This is a genomic window from Sphingobium cupriresistens LL01 (genome assembly GCF_001046645.1).
Lineage (GTDB): Bacteria > Pseudomonadota > Alphaproteobacteria > Sphingomonadales > Sphingomonadaceae > Sphingobium > Sphingobium cupriresistens.
The window spans coordinates 2,612,020-2,628,323 of sequence record NZ_KQ130434.1 but is presented as its reverse complement, the minus strand read 5'-3'; the positions used below and the strand labels follow the sequence as shown (position 1 = coordinate 2,628,323).

The window sequence follows — 16,304 nt, the reverse complement described above, 5'->3', positions numbered from 1 at the left end:
CCGTCAGATTGGGTTCAAAGATGTTCCGGGTGAAGGTCGGCTTACGCCGCTTCCTTCTCCGCATAGGCGTTGAAGACGCGCGCCAGCTGCGCTGCCGGTGCCTGGGTGACGGTTGCGAGCTTGGTAGCCGGAGCGACGATAAGGCCGACCAGCTTTGCACGCAGTTCATCCAGCGACGGCATCGATGCCAGGGACTTGACGCCCTCCGCATCGAGCAGCATTTGCCCCATCGCGCCGCCAACGATCTCAAGCTTGTCGTTGGTCTTCGCGAAATCGACCGCAACCTTGGCGGCTGCGACCGGGTCGGCCGAGGTGGCGAGGCCAACGGGACCGGTCAGCAGGTCGCTGAGCGGGCCATAGGCCGTGCCATCAAGGGCGATACGGGCGAGGCGGTTCTTCGTAACCTTGTAGGTGGCGCCCGCGTCGCGCATCTTCTGGCGCAGGACAGTCGATTGTGCGACGGTCATGCCGAGGTTGCGGGTCACGACGACCACGCCAACTTCTGCCAGCTCTGCGTTGAGCGCGGAAACGACCTCAGCTTTCTGATTACGATCCATGCCATTACTCCACTTCATGTCCGCGCCGCTTGCACGAGCGAACGACTAAACCCACGCCGAAGGCATGGGGCACTAAGTCCGAGGGGAGAGATCGACTGGCCCGCATCCATCAAGGAACAGGCAGACCCGAATCGGGTGCATGACCCGTTCGGCAAAGAACTTTTCCCCGTCTAGGCTGGAGATTAAGAAGGGCAGATCCCTTCACCAACTGTCTCGGACGGTGAACCCCGAAGGGTTCGCTGCGGGCGCCTTTATGGGAAAAGGGGCGGGATGTCACGCGGAAAGTGGCGTGGGGCGGGGGTGTGGGGCGTTGGCCGCGGATCACAGCGGGGCGCTGGCGGCGAAGTTCACACCGTTGTCGGGGTGTGGCGACGCAAAATGTGGAAAAATAAGGCGGCGGGGTAACGGGAAAGCCGCTGTTGGGGCACAGGTGGGTATCGATGACGCGCCTGTTGCGCGTGTGTTGGGTCACGATCGGGTCATAGTGGCGCGCCGATGATGCGCCTTGGTCCGGGTGCGGCGACGGGCCGGGCGGGGAGCGGCTAGGTGATATGCCCCGCGCCTTCCCGCTGGTCCCGCGCTACGAACAGCATGGAATCAGGCGCCGGTCTTACAAGGGATATGGAATCCTCTACTCCGTCGAACCGGACCGCATCTTCATTCACCGGATCATCGGTCCGGAACAGGATCACGACGCCGCTTTGCAACTGAATTGAGTGTATGTTGGATGTTGCCGAATGACGACAACACCTGTTTGTCGGGCAACTGGCTACCGAAACTCCCTAGCCGCTTGGCAGGACGCCTTTCACATGGCATCTGTTGTGACCATGACGCTTCCAATTTCGAACTTTAGCGCAGTTTGGTGCCGCTTCCTGTAGGGAGCGGCTTGTCGTCATTTATCTGCGACCATCGCCGCCGTGCCGGGGCGAATGGTTTAATCTCTGAACGTCACCTGTTGCGGCGGCCCTTAAAGGGAAAGCCCCATGACGTTTTCAGCCCTCGCCGTCATTCTGATCTATGCCGTCGCGGTCCCTCTGCCGGGGCCAAGCTTCGTTGCGGTATCGCGCGCCACTATCGCCAACGGAAGGATGGTCGGTGCGTGTGCCGCACTGGGCGTGACACTCGCCGCCGCAATATATGCCGTATCAGCATTACTCGGCATAAGCGCCCTGCTGACGGCATTTCCTTGGGTTATCACCATGATCCAGATCGGTGGCGGCATTTACCTCATTACTCTCGGCGCAGCCCTTCTTCGATCGCATTTTAGGGCGGCAGATAACACCTTGGAACCATCGCAGCATAGCCGGTCGAACATTGACACCGCGAGATTGAAGGACGCTCTTTCAAAAGGCTTCGCCGTGACAATCGGGAACCCAAAAATGGCCGTATTCTTCTTCGGTCTGTTCGCTCCGGTAGCGGGACAAGCCGTCCCCACAGAGATACGCCTCATGGTGTTGCTGGGGATTATCGCCGTTGACCTGATCTATCATCAACTGCTCGCGCAGTTCATGGCTTTCATGGCGCAGTCCGATGGCGCACGGCATCTCACCTACTGGCTCGATGCTGTCGCAGGCGCGCTGATGGCCATCTTTGGTGGCGGCCTTCTGTTTAGCGCCATAGGTATCACATGATGACGACAATCACATGTAGCCGTCAGAGGCGCACGCGATTTCCTGAAATTCCTAACGAATGGCAGGATAAATCCCGATTCTGAATCAGAGATTGTGCGGAAATCACCGTCGGGTTGTATATATGCGCGACAACCCTTCTAAGGAAGTTTTTCGTCGCCCCCTAAACTCGATCCGCCTGCACCACGACATCGATCGCCCTTAGCGCCGACAGGATCCGGTTCAGATGCTGGGCGTCGGCGACTTCCAGGTCGATGACGTCGGTGTGGAACGGGCCTTCGCGGTTCACCAGTTGCAGGTTCAGAATATTCGCCTTGGTCGCGCCGAAGAGGTTGGCGACGGCGGCCAGCGCGCCGGGCTGGTTCTTGACGATGACGGAGAGGCGGGCGGTGCCGCCCTTCGACTTGCCGTCCCAGGCCAGGTCGATCCAGTCGTCGTCCTGCTCCACCTCCAGCGACCGGCAGTCGATGGTGTGGACCTCGATCGGTTCGCCGGTGCGGCGCACGCCGACGATGCGGTCGCCGGGGACGGGATGGCAGCAATCGCCCAGATGATAGGCGATGCCGGGCGTCAGGCCGCGGATCGAGACGGGTTCATGCTGGCGGGGATGCGCCTCCTCCATGCCCTGCGCGCTGGTGGAGCCGGGCATCAGCGCCTCCATGACTTCGGAATCGAGCAGGCGATGCGTGGCGATCGCGACCATCAGCGAGGCCCGGTCGTCCAGCTTCAGCCGCTTCAGCGCAGCGGTCAGCGCCTTGTCGCCCAGTTCCCTGGCGAGGTCGGGGGAGAAGCGACCGATGATTTCCTCATAGAGTTTTTCGCCAAGCTTGATCTCCTCGCCGCGCTGCTTCTGGCGGATGTAGCGGCGGATGGCGGCGCGGGCCTTGCCGGTGATGGCGAAGGTGAGCCAGCCCGGTTGCGGCTCCTGCCCTTCGGATTTCAGGATTTCGACCTGGTCGCCATTTTCAAGGGAGGTGCGCAGCGGCACGACGCGGCCGTTGACCTTGGCCCCTACGGTCTGGTTGCCGAGTGAGGTGTGGACGGCATAGGCGAAATCGACCGGGGTCGACCCCTTGGGCATCTGGTGCAGCTCCCCCTTGGGCGAGAAGGCGAAGATGCGGTCCTGATACATGGCCATGCGGGTATGTTCGAGCAGTTCGTCGGCGTCCTGGCTCTGTTCCAGTATTTCGACGAGGTCGCGCAGCCAGGCGGCATGATGGTCGGTGGCGTCGCCCTTCTGCTTATAGGCCCAGTGCGCGGCGAGGCCCAGTTCGGCGTCATTATGCATGTCGCGGCTGCGAATCTGCACCTCGATCCGGGCATTGTCCTGATGGATGACGGTGGTGTGCAGCGACTGGTAGCCGTTGCGCTTGGGCGTGGAGATATAATCCTTGAAGCGGCCGGGGACCATCTTGAAGGTCTGGTGGATGATGCCGAGCGCGTGGTAGCAGGCCTCATGGCTGTCGGTGATGACGCGGAAGGCCATGACGTCGGTCAGTTGTTCGAAGCTGATATGGCGTTCCTGCATCTTCTTCCAGATGGAGAAGGGGTGTTTTTCGCGGCCCGACACGCTGACCGACATGCCCTTGCCCGCCAGCAGCAATTGCAGTTCCGCGCCGATCCGGTCGACCTTGTCATGGCCGCCTTCCTTGAGCTGTTCCAGCCGCCTGGTGATGCTGGCATAGGCTTCCGGCTCGATCTCGCGGAAGGCGAGCAGCTGCATCTCGCGCATGAAGTCGTACATGCCGATGCGTTCGGCCAAGGGCGCGTAGATATCCATCGTCTCGCGCGCGATGCGGCGGCGCTTGTCAGGATTTTTGATGAAGTGCAGCGTGCGCATATTGTGCAGCCGGTCGGCGAGCTTGACCAGCAGCACGCGGATATCGTCCGACATGGCGAGGAGGAATTTGCGGAGATTTTCCGCGGCCCGCTCATTTTCGGACATGGCCTCGATCTTCGACAGCTTGGTGACGCCATCGACCATGCGGGCGACATCCTTGCCGAACGCGCTTTCGATCTCCTCATAGGTGACCAGCGTATCTTCGATCGTGTCGTGCAGCAGCGCGGTGACGATCGTCTGGTCGTCCAGGTTGAAGTCGGTCAGGATGCCCGCCACCTCGATCGGGTGACTGAAATAGGGATCGCCGCTGGCGCGCTTCTGGGAGCCGTGCTTCTGGACCGAAAAGACATAGGCGCGGTTGATCATCGCTTCGTCCGCATCGGGATCGTAGCGCTTTACCCGTTCGACAAGTTCATATTGGCGTAGCATCGTTTCCCGATTGTGTTGGAAGACCCTTGTCGTGCAACAAAAAAATCCCATCTTCCACGAATTAGGCGGCGATTTTGCAACGCTGAAAGCTTTGCGCTATGCGGGGCGACATATGAAACATAATCTGGCCCAGGATCTGGAACAATGCGCGCTGCCGAGCGCGCTGGAAATGATGGGTGAACGCTGGTCGTTCCTGATCCTGCGCGGCGCATTGTCAGGCATCCGCCATTTCGAGGAATTCCAGTCGACGCTGGGGATTGCGCGCAACATCCTGGCCAATCGGCTCGCCCGGCTGGTCGAGAACGGGATTTTGGTGCGCGAGCCGATGCAGTGCGACCGGCGAAAGGTCGAATATCGGCTGACCGAGAAAGGGCAGGGGCTGGCCCCCGCCATGATCGCGCTGCGCCAGTGGGGCGAGCGATGGGGCTGCGGCACGCCCGCGTGCCAGGTGCTGGCGGACAAGCGCGATGGCCAGCCGATCCGCCCGATCGGCATATTGGCGCATGACGGCCGCACGCTGGACCTGTCCGACCTGGTCTGGCTGTGCACCGACGAGGTGACGCCGATGACCGAAGAGCCGGCCGCGGCGGCCTGAGTCGCGCCAGCGACACGGGCGCTCTCAAACCCGCTTTGACCGCAGGCCCAAATCGCCTAAGCCTGCACGCAATGTCCGTGACCGTGCCCCGCATCAAGCCTCAGCCCTTTTTCGCTGACAAGAACCGCGCCTTCTGGAATTTGCAGTCGGTCGGATGGGCCGGGGCTTTCCTGCTGCGCGGCTCCTCCACCATCGCCAATGGCCAGCCGCTCTCCAGCCTGGTGCCGGTGCTGATTTCGACCGTCACCGGCTATTCGGTGACGCTGCTGATCGCGGTGATGTTTCGGTTTCTGGTCAAGAAACGGCCGATCGTGACCTGGGGCGTGTCGATCGTCACCGTGGTCGCGGCGGCGGGGCTGGTCGCGTTCATCGACGCCTGGGTCTTTTCGACGCAAAACCGGGGGAGCGAGACGGCGGGGCTGCAACTGTTCCTGGGCGCTTTCTATCTGTCGATGACGCTGCTGGGCGCCTGGTCGGCGCTTTATTATGCGATCAATTTCTATCTGACGGTCGAGGAGCAGGCGGACCAGTTGCTGCTGCTGGAAAATCAGGCGGCCAATGCGCAACTGGCGATGCTTCGCTATCAGCTTAACCCGCATTTCCTGTTCAATACGCTCAACAGCATATCGACGCTGGTGCTGCTGAAACAGACGGACCGGGCGAATGCGATGCTGTCGCGGCTGTCCTCCTTCCTGCGCTATACGCTGATCAACGAGCCGACGGCGCAAGTGACGATCGAGCAGGAGATCGAAACGCTCAAACTCTATCTGGAGATTGAGAAGATGCGGTTCGAGGAGCGGTTGCGCCCATCCTTCATTATCGATCCGGCGGTGGCGCAGGCGCGCCTGCCTTCGCTGCTGCTGCAACCGCTGGTCGAAAATGCGATCAAATATGCGGTCACGCCCAAGGAAGAGGGCGCCGAAATCGCGGTCAGCGCGCAGCCTGCCGGGGATAATGTCCGGATCGTCGTATCGGACAGCGGGCCGGGATTGAACGAAAGCGGAATCAGGCCGCACATCCCGATGAGCGAGGGGACGGGGATTGGCCTGCCGAACATCCGGGACCGGTTAATTCAGGCCTTCGGGGAACGACAGCGCTTCGAAACGCGTTCCACGCCGGGCGGATTTTCGGTCATCATCGAAATTCCGCTGAATATGGATGAAACATCGAAAGTGGCCGCATGACCATCAGAACAATCCTCGTCGATGACGAAAGCCTGGCCATTCAAGGGCTTGCGCTGCGTCTGCAAGCGCATGAGGATGTCGACATTATCGAAACCTGCAATAACGGCCGTGAAGCGATCCGCGCCATCAAGACGCATAAACCCGACCTTGTGTTCCTTGATATCCAGATGCCCGGTTTTGACGGCTTTTCCGTCGTCCAGGGTTTGATGGAGGTGGAGCCGCCGCTCGTCATCTTCTGCACCGCCTATAGCGATCATGCGATCCGCGCGTTCGAGGCGCAGGCGGTCGATTATCTGATGAAGCCGGTGGACGAAGGCCGCCTGGCCGATGCGCTCGACCGGGTGCGCCAGCGGCTGAACGAAAAGCGGCAGGTGCAGGAGATCGAGAAGCTGCGCGAGGTGCTGGCCGAGGTCGCGCCGCAGGCGATGACCGATTTCGCCGCCGATGACGATGCGCCTGCGTCCAACCGCTTCGAAAAGCTCATCAACATCAAGGATCGCGGCCAGATTTTCCGCGTCGATGTCGATTCGATCGAGCGGATCGATGCGGCGGGCGACTATATGTGCATTTACACCGCCGACAATAGCCTGATCCTGCGTGAGACGATGAAGGATCTGGAAAAGCGGCTCGACCCGCGCAATTTCCAGCGCGTCCATCGTTCGACCATCGTGAATTTGTCACAGGTGCGGCAGGTCAAGCCGCACACCAATGGCGAATGTTTCCTGGTGCTGGAAAGCGGCGCGCAGGTGAAGGTCAGCCGGTCGTACCGCGATGTGGTGGCGCGGTTCGTGCATTGAATTAGGGCTGCCGTGTTCCCGCGCAGGCGGGAACCCAGTCCTACCGTATGAACTGGGTTCCCGCCTGCGCGGATATCGGGCGGTGTTACTTAAACACCCATTGTCGGTTCAACCCGAACATGACGGCGGGCGTGACGAAGACCATGGCGGGGATGGGCGACCATTCGGGCCAGTGCATATGGGTGACGCATAGATAGACCCAAAGCGCGTTCAGCGCGTAGCTGATGAGCGACACCGCCACGAACTTCGCGCCGCGCGCGGCATGGTTCGCTTCCCCGCCATGGCCGCGGAAGGTGAAGAGGCTGTGGCTGACATAGCCGATGGCGACCGCGGCGGCATAGCCGATCAGGTTGGCGACTTGCGGATGGAAGCCGGCCAGCGCGGCGAGGCACCAGTAGATCGCCGCCTGGCAGGCGGTGACGAACAGGCCGGTCACGCCATAGCGGACGATCTGCCAGAACAGCGCGCCATGCTCCGCATAATATCGTTGCAGGATTTTCATGCAGCTCCCCGTTGCGCTTTGGTTCGCAGCCTCTAATCCACAGCCATGACCTTGCATAGTCGCGACACCCTGCGCGCCCGCGCCCTTCACTGGACGGCGATCCTGACCGCTTACGCCCAGCGGCACTGGAAATGGCTGACCCTGCTGATCTGGATCGTGATCGCGGTGACTATGGTCGCGACCCGCTGGTCCGCCATCCACTGGCTGGTGCTGGGCGATACAGACGACAATATCCGCTATGCGCAGGTGAAGGACTGGCTGGCGGGCCAAGGCTGGTATGATCTGCGCCAATATCGGCTCGATCCGCCGGGCGGGGCGAACATCCACTGGTCGCGGCTGGTCGACTTGCCGATCGCGGGCCTGATCCTCTTCTTTCGCGCCTTCGTCGATCAGGGGCTGGCCGATCGGCTGGCCTGCGGGATCGCGCCGCTGCTGCCGCTGCTGCTTCTGATGCTGAGCCTGGGTTTTATCGGGCGGCGGCTGGCGGGGCCTAACGGCTGGCTGCTGGCGGTGCTGGCGCCGTTGGCCGCGCAGATGGGGCTGGGCATGTATGCGCCGATGCGGATCGACCATCATGGCTGGCAACTGGCGCTGGCGGTGACGATGCTGGCGGGGGTGATCGACGCCAACCGGCTGCGCGGCGGCGTGATGGCGGGGGTCAGCAGCGCGCTTTCGATCGCCATCGGCATGGAGATGATCGTCTATCTGGCGGCGGGCGGCGGGTTGATCGCGCTGCGCTGGGTGTTCCGGCCGGGAGCGGAGCGGCGGATGCTGCCTTATGCGCTGAGCCTGGGGGGCGCGACGTCGCTCTGTTATCTGCTGTTCGCCAGCTACGCCAATCGGGGACAAGTGTGCGATGCGCTGTCGCCGATCTGGGTCGCCGTGTTCGGGGTGGCATCGGCGGGCATGGTGCTGCTGTCGCGCCTGCCGTTACGGGGGTGGGCGGCGCGGCTGGCGGCGGGCGCGGTCGTGGGCGGGGCGGCTGGCCTATTCTTTTACCTGAACTGGCCACAATGCCTGTCCCCCTATCAGATTTCGCCGGAGTTGGAGCGGCTGTGGCTCGCCAACATCCGCGAGGCCAAGCCGATCACGGCGCAGGCGCAGAGCATGGTGGTGCCGTTGCTGGCGCTCCCGCTGGCGGGGTTGATCGGGCTGGTCTGGGCGCTGTGGGACGCCCGCCGCGACGGCGAGCGGCTCTGGGCCTGGGCGACGGTCGGGCTGATGATGGTGTTTTCCACTGCGCTGCTCTTTTGGCAGCTACGCGCCGGGCCGGCGGCGCAATTGCTGGCGATCCCGCCTGCCGCCTGGGCCGCGCACCGGCTGATCGCGATGATCGTGATGGGATCGCGCCGAGTGAAGATCGCGGCGGGGGCGGGCGTTGTGTTGCTGGCGGCGATCGCCTTCGCCTATCCGCTCTACCCGCAGGTGGTGAAGCTGTATCAGGAGGCGACGGGAAGGAAGCCCAAGCCCTGGCGGCCGTCGGCGGTTGCTCGGACCGATGCCATCAAGAAGGCGAACGGGCGCTGCCGCACCTTGCCGGCGCTGGCAGTGCTGAACCAGTTGCCGCCGGCGACGATCTTCACCATGGTCGATCTGGGGCCTCGGCTGATCGCGACCACCCATCATAGTGCGCTGGCTGGCCCTTATCATCGCAACGGGGCGACGATATTGGACATCCATCACGCCTATGACGGGCCGGCAGACTCCTTCCGCCCGATCGCGGCCAAGCATCATGCCACCTATCTGCTGGTCTGCCCTAATTTCCCCGAAGGCACGATCTACCAGTCGCGCAGCCCGCGCGGCTTCTATGCCGGGCTGATGCGGGGAACGATCCCGCGCTGGCTGGCGCCGGTGGCGCTCAAGACCGGCATGACATTGCCTTATCAACTCTATCGCATCGACTATGCGAAGCGTTCAGCGCCGGGCGGCGAAGAAGGCGCGCAGCAGCGTTGAGGCTTCGACCTCGGCCAGACCGCCATAGACGTCTGGCCGGTGCAGGCATTGGGGCTGGCCGAAAAGGCGCGGGCCTTGCTCGATGGCGCCGCCCTTGGGGTCCCCGACGGCGTAATAGAGCCGGGCGATGCGGGCGTGGGAGATGGCTCCCGCGCACATCGGACAGGGTTCCAACGTGACCCACAGGTCGCAGCCGGTCAGGCGGAAATCGTTCAGATGTGTCGCCGCCGCGCGCATGGCGACGATTTCGGCATGGGCCGTGGGATCATTGTCGCGACGATTGCGATTTTGCCCTTCGCCGATGATCGCGCCATCCTTCGTCACCACCGCGCCGATCGGCACTTCGCCCGCCGCCTGCGCTTGGGCGGCGAGGTCCAGCGCGCGGCGCATAGGCGCGGGGAGGGGGAAGGGCGGGGCCATAGGCCCCTGCCGTTACAGGATCACGGCGCTTGGCGAAAGTATCAGGGCTTTTTGACCGCGACGGTGGGCACTTCGACCGTTTCGTTGCGGGTGCCGACTTCGACCTTGGCGACGTTCGCTTCATATTTGGGTAGCGCGCCTTCCTTGATCGCGATTTCGGGCAGGCGACCCTCGCTGGTTTTCTGAAGGTCGACGAATCCGGTTGCTATCCCTACGCCGACCACGATAAGCGCGATCAGCAACAGTCCGCCGATGAAACGCATATATTCCTCCTCTGTCCAATTGGAAGAATGAACGCGGGGGCGGGCGAAATGGTTGCGCAAGCGCCACGATCGGCAGGGTCAAATTTGCGCTCGTGGTTGACGCTGGCCGCGAATCTGTTTATCGGCGCGGCTTTCCGAACGAACCCGAATTCAAAGGTTGATTGACTATGTCGCGCATTTGCGAGCTGACCGGCAAGGGTCGCCAGGTGGGTCACAATGTTTCCCACGCCAATAACAAGACCAAGCGCGTGTTCCTGCCGAACCTGCAGAACGTGTCGCTGATCTCCGAAACCCTGGAAACCAGCGTCAAGCTGCGCGTGTCGACCCATGGTCTGCGTTCGGTCGAACATAATGGCGGCCTGGACAACTGGCTGGTCAAGACCAGCGACGACAAGCTGTCGCTCAAGGCCCGGCGCCTGAAGCGCGACATCGTCAAGAAAAAGGCTGCCGTCGCAGCCTGATTCCCGCGATTCGTTTCGGCATAAGGAGCGGCCTGGCGACAGGCCGCTTTTTTGCGTCGTGTTTTACATGATGCGTGTTCCCGTGCAGGCGGGAACCCAGATTGGCGGTGGGACTGGGTTCCCCCCGACGCGGGAGCACGGAGCGCTTTGATCCAGGTCGCGTCTAACGTGACGGATCGTCGGGAAGCCCAAATTTCAGCAGCTCAAACTTCAGCAACAAAGTGCGTTGGAAAAATTCGTGATTGTCGTCGGAGACGATCCAGATGATCGGGCGGCCGCGTTCCCGGCTGACCGCGATCCCTTCGAAATTATCGGCCAGCAGCGGCGGGGCCAGCCGGGCGAGGGTGCGGGCCTTGAGGTCCGTGCCCGGCTCCAGCTTTTCGGGTAGTTCGACGATCGCGATCGTGGCGGTGAACAGTTGCTCCATCGTCAGGCGGCGGTTGAGTACCAGCAGGTGGCGGTCGTCCAGCGCGACCGCGTCGGTCGGGCGATAGCCGCGCGGCGGGGTGTAGCGCATGTGGATGGGGGCGGGCGTGTCCTTTTCCGCCGGGTCGCTCGCGAACAATAATGTGTCGTGCCGTCCGTCGGGCGTCATTCCCATCTCGCCGATCGCCAGGAAGCGGCCGTCGGGCAGGCGGGCGAGCGATTCGATCGATCCGGTCTTGGGCCAGGCTAGGATTTCGGGCCAGGTCCGGCACGCCTCCACCCGCGCAAAGCCGGGCGCGTAGCGGCAGATCGCCTGTTGCAGTTCGAAGCCCACCCAATAGCGGCCGGTCGCGGGGTCGCGCGTCATGGATTCCGAATCCCAGGCCCACCAAGGGCGATGGCGGTCCTGCGCGCGGACGGGCAGGGGCGCGATGAAGGGATGGCCTTCGCCTTCGCCGGGGCCGATGTGGAAACCCATCAATATGCCGGAGTCGCTGAGGCCCAGCATATCGCCTGCCGGTGACACCAGCAGGGAGGACAGGCCGCCGAAGCCGGGATTGGCGCTTTTCAGCTCCCAGCCGCCGAGATAGGCGAGCACGCCGACATGATCCAGAGTCGGATCGATACTGCTGAGCGGCAGCGCGCGCGCCGTCACCAGCAGCGCCCCGGCCGTCACTGTTTCCGGTTTGCCCATGTGCGGGGCCGGCAGCAGCAGGACGGCAAGGGCAAGGACGATCAGGATTCGCTGCATCGCGCCTGCCATAGGGCATAATCCGGCAGGACGCAGCAGGGCTGTGACAGGCCGTGTCCATCTGAACGGGGGCTGTCACCCCCATTCAGGCTTGGCTCAAGCCGACTCATGCATACAGACGTCAATCGAAGGGCAATCCCGTGTTTTTCATGCGACCGCCCAAGAGGATGGTATTGAGGAGCAACGCCATGAAGATGCAATTTCTTGTGAATATGGGAGCCGCTCTGGCGATGGGCGCTGCCTCCCTCGCGGCCGTGACGGCCACCCCGGCGATGGCGCGCGATCATTATTCGCGTGGTTATGACCGCGGCGACTATTATCGCGGATATAATCGCGGCTACCGCGGCGATCGCTATTATCGCGGGTATAATCGTGGCTATCGCGGCGACTATTATCGCAACAGCTATCGCGGCTATCGCGGCGGCTATCGCTGCCGGGACAATGGCACGGGCGGCACCATCATCGGTGCGATCGCCGGCGGTCTGCTGGGCAATGAAGTCGGCCGGAGTTCGGGTCGCTATGGCCGTCGCGGCGACGGCACCACCGGCGCCATCATCGGCGCGGGCGTGGGTGCGCTGGCCGGCCGCGCGATCGACCGAAACTGCTAAGACCCCCGCTGCATTGACCAATCGGGAAGGGCCGTCCTGCAAAGGGCGGTCCTTTTCATGTGTCAGAGCGCAGGCTGTGGCGGCGGTGGGACGCGGTTCCGGTCGGCGCGTGCGGCCGCGACGGCGGCGGGATTGAGACCGGGGTCGCCGCTCCGCGCAGCGCCGGCGCGCGCATCGAGCCGGGCGGCCGCCTCATTGAGCGCTTTGGCCTCACCGGCGCTGACGCCGCCGACGCCATCCTGCGACCCGGAATCGCAAGCCGCCAGCGCGAATGCCACGGCCATGGACAGGAAGATGCGGATCATAGACGGCGCTCCAACGAAAAGGGCCGCGCCTTTGCTGGTGCGACCCCCTTCATAACTTCAAGACCCGAACGGGACCTGATTACATCGCGTTGGCGACGTTGTTGGTCGCGTTCGACGCAGCGTTCGCGGCGTTGTCGGCAGCGTTCAGCGCAGCGTTCATGGCGTTGTCGGCAGCGTTCGACGCGTTCTCGGCCGAATTGGCGGCGTTGTTGGCGGCGTTTTCGGTGCCGCCTGAGCAAGCAGCCAGGCCGAGCGAAGCGGCGAGAACGAGCGAAAGAGCAATCGACTTGGTCATGGGCACAAACCCCTCTCTGAGAAAAACAAATTGCAGACCACTCTCGGAGAAAAGCTCACCCCCCATTGCGCCTGCGCGCCGATTCGTAATGCTTTGGGCACAGCAAGGCAATCCCATTCATGCGGGGGAAAGGTCGGATGCGCGCCATTTTGCCGCTCCCTGGCCGAAAAATCCTTAGAAAAATGCCTGATCAAACGACCGCATTGACGTATATAAAGATTTCTTTATATGATGCTGCCATGCACGCGGCACTCGATATTTTCCGGGCACTTGGCGACCCGACGCGCTTGCGCATCATCCATCTGCTGCGGGCGATGGAGCTGGCGGTGGGCGAGATTGCGCAGGTCGTGGGGCAGAGCCAGCCGCGCGTGTCCCGCCATGTGCGCATCCTGGCGGAAGCGGGGCTGGTGGAGCGGCGCAAGGAAGGCAATTGGGTGTTTTTGCGGCTGGGCAAGGCTATGTCGGTGGTCCCGTTCCTGGCCCTGTTCGATCGGCTCGACCCGTCGGAGGGCGAGATATTGTGGCAGGCGGCGGACCTGGCGCGGCTGGCCGCGGTGCGCGCCGACCGCGCGCGCGCTGCCGAAAGCTATTTTGCCGAACATGCCGAGGAATGGGACGCGATCCGCTCGCTTCATGTCGCCGAAGCCGAAGTGGAGACGGCGATGACTGCGCTGCTGGGCCGCGAACCCATAGGCCATCTGCTCGACATCGGCACCGGCACTGGCCGGATGATCGAATTGCTGGGCGATGCCGCGGATCAGGTGACGGCGCTCGATCGCAGCCCGGACATGCTGCGGCTGGCCCGCGCCAAACTGCCGCAGGATGCGGGCGACAAATATGTGCTGTTGCTGGGCGATTTTTCCGCCCTGCCGCTGGAGCCGGGCAGCGCCGATACGGTGGTGCTGCATCAGGTGCTGCATTATGCGCAGGCGCCCGAACTGGTGATCGCCGAAGCCGCGCGCGTGACGGCGTCGAACGGCCGGGTATTGATCGCCGATTTCGCGGCGCATGAACGCGAAGAGCTGCGGCTGCGCGACCAACATGCGCGACTGGGCTTTTCCGACGAGCAGATCGAAAGCTGGTTCGCGCAGGCGGGCCTGGCGCTGGAGCGGGTGGAGACGTTGCCCGGCCAGGAATTGACGGTGCAACTGTGGCTGGGACGGCGCGGGAGCGCGCGCATCCGGCATCAAGACGAACGGATTTCCGCATGACCCTGAATGATCCTGCAGCACCGCTCTATGCGGACCTGGCCGGCGACGCCCGTGTCAGCTTTGAATTCTTCCCGCCCAAAACGGAGAAGATGGAAGCGCAGCTATGGTCGGCGATCGAGACATTGGCGCCGCTGGCCCCCAAATTCGTGTCCGTCACCTATGGCGCGGGCGGCTCCACGCGCGAGCGGACGCATAATACGGTGGCCCGCATCGCCAGCGAAACGCCGCTGGCGGCCGCGGCGCATTTGACCTGCGTCGCAGCGAGCAAGGATGAGATTGGCGAGATCGCCGACGCCTATTGGGACGCGGGCGTGCGCCATATCGTCGCGCTGCGCGGCGATCCGCCAGAGGTGGGCGGGACGTTCGAGCCGCATCCGGACGGGTATAAAAGCGCGGCCGAGTTGGTCGATGGGCTGATGAAGCGGCACTCGTTCGAGATTTCGGTGTCGGCCTATCCCGAAGTCCACCCGGAGGCGGCGAGCGCGCAGAGCGATCTCGATAATCTCAAGCGCAAGCTGGACGCCGGGGCGACCCGCGCGATCACGCAATTCTTCTTTTCGCCCGAAGCCTATTTCCGATTCCTGGACAAGACGGCGGCGGCCGGTATCACGGCCGACATCGTGCCGGGCATCATGCCGGTCAGTAATTTCGCCGCGACCCAGCGCATGGCCGCCATGTGCAACACGCAGGTGCCCAACTGGATGGCGCGTCTGTTCGAAGGGCTGGACGATCATCCCGCCTCGCGCCAACTGGTGTCGGCAACGATTGCAGCGGAACTGTGCCGCAGCCTCTATGCAGGCGGCGTGCGCGACTTTCATTTCTATACGCTCAACCGGGCGGAACTCAGCTTTGCGATCTGTCATCTGCTGGGCCTTCGGGCCAAGGCGGCGGTGGACGCCTGATACGGATTAACCCCCTCCGTTCGGTTCGAGCTTGTCGAGGACTGGTCGCGCGAGGGTTCTCGACAAGCTCGAACCGAACGGGGAGAGGGAGCATATGACTGCCGAAGAAAAATTGCGCCAACTGGCTGCCGACAAGATCCTGATTTTCGATGGCGGATACGGCACGTCGATCCAGAAACATGGGCTGACCGAGGCGGATTATCGCGGGTCGCTCGATCTGGCCAAGGACCAGAAGGGCAATAACGACCTGCTGTGCCTGACCCGGCCGGACATCGTGGAGGGCATCCATGCCGCCTATCTGGCGGCCGGCGCGGACATGATCGAGACGAATACCTTCAGCTCGACCAAGATCGCGATGGCCGACTATGGCTGCGAACATCTGGTGTGGGACATCAATATCGCGGCGGCCAAGCTGGCCCGCAGCGCGTGCGAGAAGGCGACGGCGACCGATGGCAAGCCGCGCTTCGTATGCGGTTCGATCGGCCCGACCAACAAGACGCTGTCGATTTCGCCGGACGTGAACGATCCGGCCTATCGCGAGGTCGATTATGATACGCTCAAGGCCGATTATCGCGAACAGTGCGATGCGCTGATCGCGGGCGGCGTGGATTTCCTGCTGGTCGAAACCTGCTTCGATACGCTGAACGCCAAGGCGGCGGGCATGGCCGCGCGCGAGGCGGAGGAAGCGGCGGGCCGATCGGTGCCGCTGATGCTGAGCTTCACCATCACCGACATGTCGGGCCGCAACCTGTCGGGCCACACGATCAACGCCTTCTGGTATTCGCTGCGCCATTTGAAGCCGCTGACCATCGGGGTGAACTGCGCGTTCGGCGCGGACCTGCTGCGGCCTTATCTCAGCGAACTGTCGAAAAACGCCGACACGCTGATCCTGGCCTATCCCAATGCGGGGCTGCCCAACGAACTGGGGCAATATGACGAACTGCCCGAAACCACCGCGCGGCTGATCCGCGACTGGGTGGATGAGGGGCTGGTCAATATGGTCGGTGGCTGCTGTGGCACGACGCCCGCGCATATCGGCGCGGTGGCGAAGGCGCTGGAGGGGCACAAGCCGCGCTTGGTGCCGGAACTGGAGGTCGTGACGCGGCTTGCGGGGCTGGAGCCGATGCATATCGCCGCCTGAACCCAACCGCCGTTCGTGTCGAGCGTAGTCGAGACA

The 16,304-nt window shown here is 63.0% G+C and carries 19 protein-coding genes; 11 read left to right on the top strand and 8 right to left on the bottom strand.

The genetic code is table 11. The features are described 5' to 3' along the window. Positions 1–41 precede the first annotated feature (41 nt). Complete coding sequence (rplJ, locus tag V473_RS12660; RefSeq protein WP_066604577.1) at positions 42–557, bottom strand: 50S ribosomal protein L10; 516 nt, start codon at positions 555–557, stop codon at positions 42–44. Between the two features lie 551 nt (positions 558–1,108). Between rplJ and V473_RS24090 the strand changes: the two genes are divergently transcribed. Together V473_RS24090 and V473_RS12655 are read left to right on the top strand one after the other, a co-directional pair. After that, positions 1,109–1,273 (top strand): hypothetical protein, encoded by a 165-nt coding sequence (locus V473_RS24090; RefSeq protein WP_165363568.1) that lies wholly within the window; start codon positions 1,109–1,111, stop codon positions 1,271–1,273. A gap of 267 nt (positions 1,274–1,540) precedes the next feature. After that, positions 1,541–2,188, top strand: coding sequence for a LysE family transporter (locus V473_RS12655; protein WP_066604575.1), 648 nt, complete (start codon positions 1,541–1,543; stop codon positions 2,186–2,188). A gap of 160 nt (positions 2,189–2,348) precedes the next feature. Here V473_RS12655 and V473_RS12650 read toward each other — a convergent pair whose 3' ends face one another. Continuing rightward, positions 2,349–4,454: a RelA/SpoT family protein gene (locus V473_RS12650; protein ID WP_066604572.1), complete on the bottom strand. Its 2,106-nt coding sequence runs from the start codon at positions 4,452–4,454 to the stop codon at positions 2,349–2,351. A gap of 112 nt (positions 4,455–4,566) precedes the next feature. Between V473_RS12650 and V473_RS12645 the strand changes: the two genes are divergently transcribed. From V473_RS12645 to V473_RS12635, 3 genes are all read left to right on the top strand, one after another. After that, positions 4,567–5,049 (top strand): winged helix-turn-helix transcriptional regulator, encoded by a 483-nt coding sequence (locus tag V473_RS12645; RefSeq protein ID WP_066605673.1) that lies wholly within the window; start codon positions 4,567–4,569, stop codon positions 5,047–5,049. A 77-nt stretch (positions 5,050–5,126) separates the two neighbouring features. Then, the gene (locus V473_RS12640) at positions 5,127–6,233 is read left to right on the top strand and encodes a sensor histidine kinase (protein WP_408021498.1); all 1,107 of its coding nucleotides are present in this window, start codon (positions 5,127–5,129) and stop codon (positions 6,231–6,233) included. Then, positions 6,230–7,030: a LytR/AlgR family response regulator transcription factor gene (locus V473_RS12635; protein ID WP_066604569.1), complete on the top strand. Its 801-nt coding sequence runs from the start codon at positions 6,230–6,232 to the stop codon at positions 7,028–7,030. Before V473_RS12640 ends, V473_RS12635 begins: the two co-directional genes overlap by 4 nt. Positions 7,031–7,115: 85 nt before the next feature. Here the strand turns inward: V473_RS12635 and V473_RS12630 are convergent, their stop codons facing one another. After that, positions 7,116–7,532 (bottom strand): GtrA family protein, encoded by a 417-nt coding sequence (locus V473_RS12630; RefSeq protein WP_066604566.1) that lies wholly within the window; start codon positions 7,530–7,532, stop codon positions 7,116–7,118. A 45-nt stretch (positions 7,533–7,577) separates the two neighbouring features. Here V473_RS12630 and V473_RS12625 point away from each other — a divergent pair, with 45 nt between their 5' ends. Continuing rightward, a complete protein-coding gene (locus tag V473_RS12625) occupies positions 7,578–9,485 on the top strand; it encodes a hypothetical protein (RefSeq protein ID WP_066604563.1) in 1,908 nt (635 codons plus the stop codon). Here the strand turns inward: V473_RS12625 and V473_RS12620 are convergent. Both V473_RS12620 and V473_RS12615 read right to left on the bottom strand, forming a co-directional pair. Beyond that, the gene (locus V473_RS12620; protein ID WP_066604561.1) at positions 9,447–9,905 is read right to left on the bottom strand and encodes a nucleoside deaminase; all 459 of its coding nucleotides are present in this window, start codon (positions 9,903–9,905) and stop codon (positions 9,447–9,449) included. The two genes, V473_RS12625 and V473_RS12620, sit on opposite strands and share 39 nt — an antisense overlap. A gap of 41 nt (positions 9,906–9,946) precedes the next feature. Next, positions 9,947–10,168 carry a hypothetical protein gene (locus tag V473_RS12615; RefSeq protein WP_066605666.1) on the bottom strand — a complete coding sequence of 74 codons (222 nt, stop codon included), beginning with the start codon at positions 10,166–10,168 and terminating at the stop codon, positions 9,947–9,949. 167 nt (positions 10,169–10,335) lie between these two features. Here V473_RS12615 and rpmB point away from each other — a divergent pair, with 167 nt between their 5' ends. After that, complete coding sequence (rpmB, locus tag V473_RS12610) at positions 10,336–10,629, top strand: 50S ribosomal protein L28 (protein ID WP_066604556.1); 294 nt, start codon at positions 10,336–10,338, stop codon at positions 10,627–10,629. A 163-nt stretch (positions 10,630–10,792) separates the two neighbouring features. On the opposite strand, the gene V473_RS12605 is transcribed toward rpmB, so the two are convergent. Continuing rightward, positions 10,793–11,806 (bottom strand): esterase-like activity of phytase family protein, encoded by a 1,014-nt coding sequence (locus tag V473_RS12605; RefSeq protein ID WP_066605661.1) that lies wholly within the window; start codon positions 11,804–11,806, stop codon positions 10,793–10,795. A 188-nt stretch (positions 11,807–11,994) separates the two neighbouring features. Here V473_RS12605 and V473_RS12600 point away from each other — a divergent pair, with 188 nt between their 5' ends. Then, positions 11,995–12,414: a glycine zipper 2TM domain-containing protein gene (locus V473_RS12600; RefSeq protein ID WP_066604552.1), complete on the top strand. Its 420-nt coding sequence runs from the start codon at positions 11,995–11,997 to the stop codon at positions 12,412–12,414. 62 nt (positions 12,415–12,476) lie between these two features. Here the strand turns inward: V473_RS12600 and V473_RS12595 are convergent, their stop codons facing one another. Both V473_RS12595 and V473_RS12590 read right to left on the bottom strand, forming a co-directional pair. Next, positions 12,477–12,719 (bottom strand): hypothetical protein, encoded by a 243-nt coding sequence (locus tag V473_RS12595; RefSeq protein ID WP_066604551.1) that lies wholly within the window; start codon positions 12,717–12,719, stop codon positions 12,477–12,479. Positions 12,720–12,798: 79 nt separating this feature from the next. After that, a complete protein-coding gene (locus V473_RS12590) occupies positions 12,799–13,014 on the bottom strand; it encodes a hypothetical protein (RefSeq protein WP_037491279.1) in 216 nt (71 codons plus the stop codon). 239 nt (positions 13,015–13,253) lie between these two features. On the opposite strand from V473_RS12590, the gene V473_RS12585 reads away from it, so the two are divergent. From V473_RS12585 to V473_RS12575, 3 genes are all read left to right on the top strand, one after another. Next, positions 13,254–14,225 carry an ArsR/SmtB family transcription factor gene (locus tag V473_RS12585; protein ID WP_066604550.1) on the top strand — a complete coding sequence of 324 codons (972 nt, stop codon included), beginning with the start codon at positions 13,254–13,256 and terminating at the stop codon, positions 14,223–14,225. Then, complete coding sequence (metF, locus tag V473_RS12580; protein WP_066604548.1) at positions 14,222–15,127, top strand: methylenetetrahydrofolate reductase; 906 nt, start codon at positions 14,222–14,224, stop codon at positions 15,125–15,127. The genes V473_RS12585 and metF overlap by 4 nt, the downstream gene beginning before the upstream one ends. A 94-nt stretch (positions 15,128–15,221) precedes the next feature. Then, complete coding sequence (locus tag V473_RS12575; protein WP_066604545.1) at positions 15,222–16,268, top strand: homocysteine S-methyltransferase family protein; 1,047 nt, start codon at positions 15,222–15,224, stop codon at positions 16,266–16,268. Positions 16,269–16,304 lie beyond the last annotated feature (36 nt).

What these genes read in the sequence shown, in the direction of transcription:
- V473_RS12585 (WP_066604550.1), top strand. Translation starts at nt 13,254, where the DNA reads ATGCACGCGGCACTCGATATTTTCCGGGCACTTGGCGACCCGACGCGC.
- V473_RS12600 (WP_066604552.1), top strand. Translation starts at nt 11,995, where the DNA reads ATGAAGATGCAATTTCTTGTGAATATGGGAGCCGCTCTGGCGATGGGC.
- V473_RS12620 (WP_066604561.1), bottom strand. Translation starts at nt 9,905, where the DNA reads ATGGCCCCGCCCTTCCCCCTCCCCGCGCCTATGCGCCGCGCGCTGGAC.
- metF (WP_066604548.1), top strand. Translation starts at nt 14,222, where the DNA reads ATGACCCTGAATGATCCTGCAGCACCGCTCTATGCGGACCTGGCCGGC.
- V473_RS12645 (WP_066605673.1), top strand. Translation starts at nt 4,567, where the DNA reads ATGAAACATAATCTGGCCCAGGATCTGGAACAATGCGCGCTGCCGAGC.
- V473_RS12650 (WP_066604572.1), bottom strand. Translation starts at nt 4,454, where the DNA reads ATGCTACGCCAATATGAACTTGTCGAACGGGTAAAGCGCTACGATCCC.
- rplJ (WP_066604577.1), bottom strand. Translation starts at nt 557, where the DNA reads ATGGATCGTAATCAGAAAGCTGAGGTCGTTTCCGCGCTCAACGCAGAG.
- V473_RS12635 (WP_066604569.1), top strand. Translation starts at nt 6,230, where the DNA reads ATGACCATCAGAACAATCCTCGTCGATGACGAAAGCCTGGCCATTCAA.
- V473_RS12575 (WP_066604545.1), top strand. Translation starts at nt 15,222, where the DNA reads ATGACTGCCGAAGAAAAATTGCGCCAACTGGCTGCCGACAAGATCCTG.
- V473_RS12605 (WP_066605661.1), bottom strand. Translation starts at nt 11,806, where the DNA reads ATGCAGCGAATCCTGATCGTCCTTGCCCTTGCCGTCCTGCTGCTGCCG.
- V473_RS12590 (WP_037491279.1), bottom strand. Translation starts at nt 13,014, where the DNA reads ATGACCAAGTCGATTGCTCTTTCGCTCGTTCTCGCCGCTTCGCTCGGC.
- V473_RS12615 (WP_066605666.1), bottom strand. Translation starts at nt 10,168, where the DNA reads ATGCGTTTCATCGGCGGACTGTTGCTGATCGCGCTTATCGTGGTCGGC.
- V473_RS12595 (WP_066604551.1), bottom strand. Translation starts at nt 12,719, where the DNA reads ATGATCCGCATCTTCCTGTCCATGGCCGTGGCATTCGCGCTGGCGGCT.
- V473_RS12625 (WP_066604563.1), top strand. Translation starts at nt 7,578, where the DNA reads ATGACCTTGCATAGTCGCGACACCCTGCGCGCCCGCGCCCTTCACTGG.
- rpmB (WP_066604556.1), top strand. Translation starts at nt 10,336, where the DNA reads ATGTCGCGCATTTGCGAGCTGACCGGCAAGGGTCGCCAGGTGGGTCAC.
- V473_RS12630 (WP_066604566.1), bottom strand. Translation starts at nt 7,532, where the DNA reads ATGAAAATCCTGCAACGATATTATGCGGAGCATGGCGCGCTGTTCTGG.
- V473_RS24090 (WP_165363568.1), top strand. Translation starts at nt 1,109, where the DNA reads ATGCCCCGCGCCTTCCCGCTGGTCCCGCGCTACGAACAGCATGGAATC.
- V473_RS12655 (WP_066604575.1), top strand. Translation starts at nt 1,541, where the DNA reads ATGACGTTTTCAGCCCTCGCCGTCATTCTGATCTATGCCGTCGCGGTC.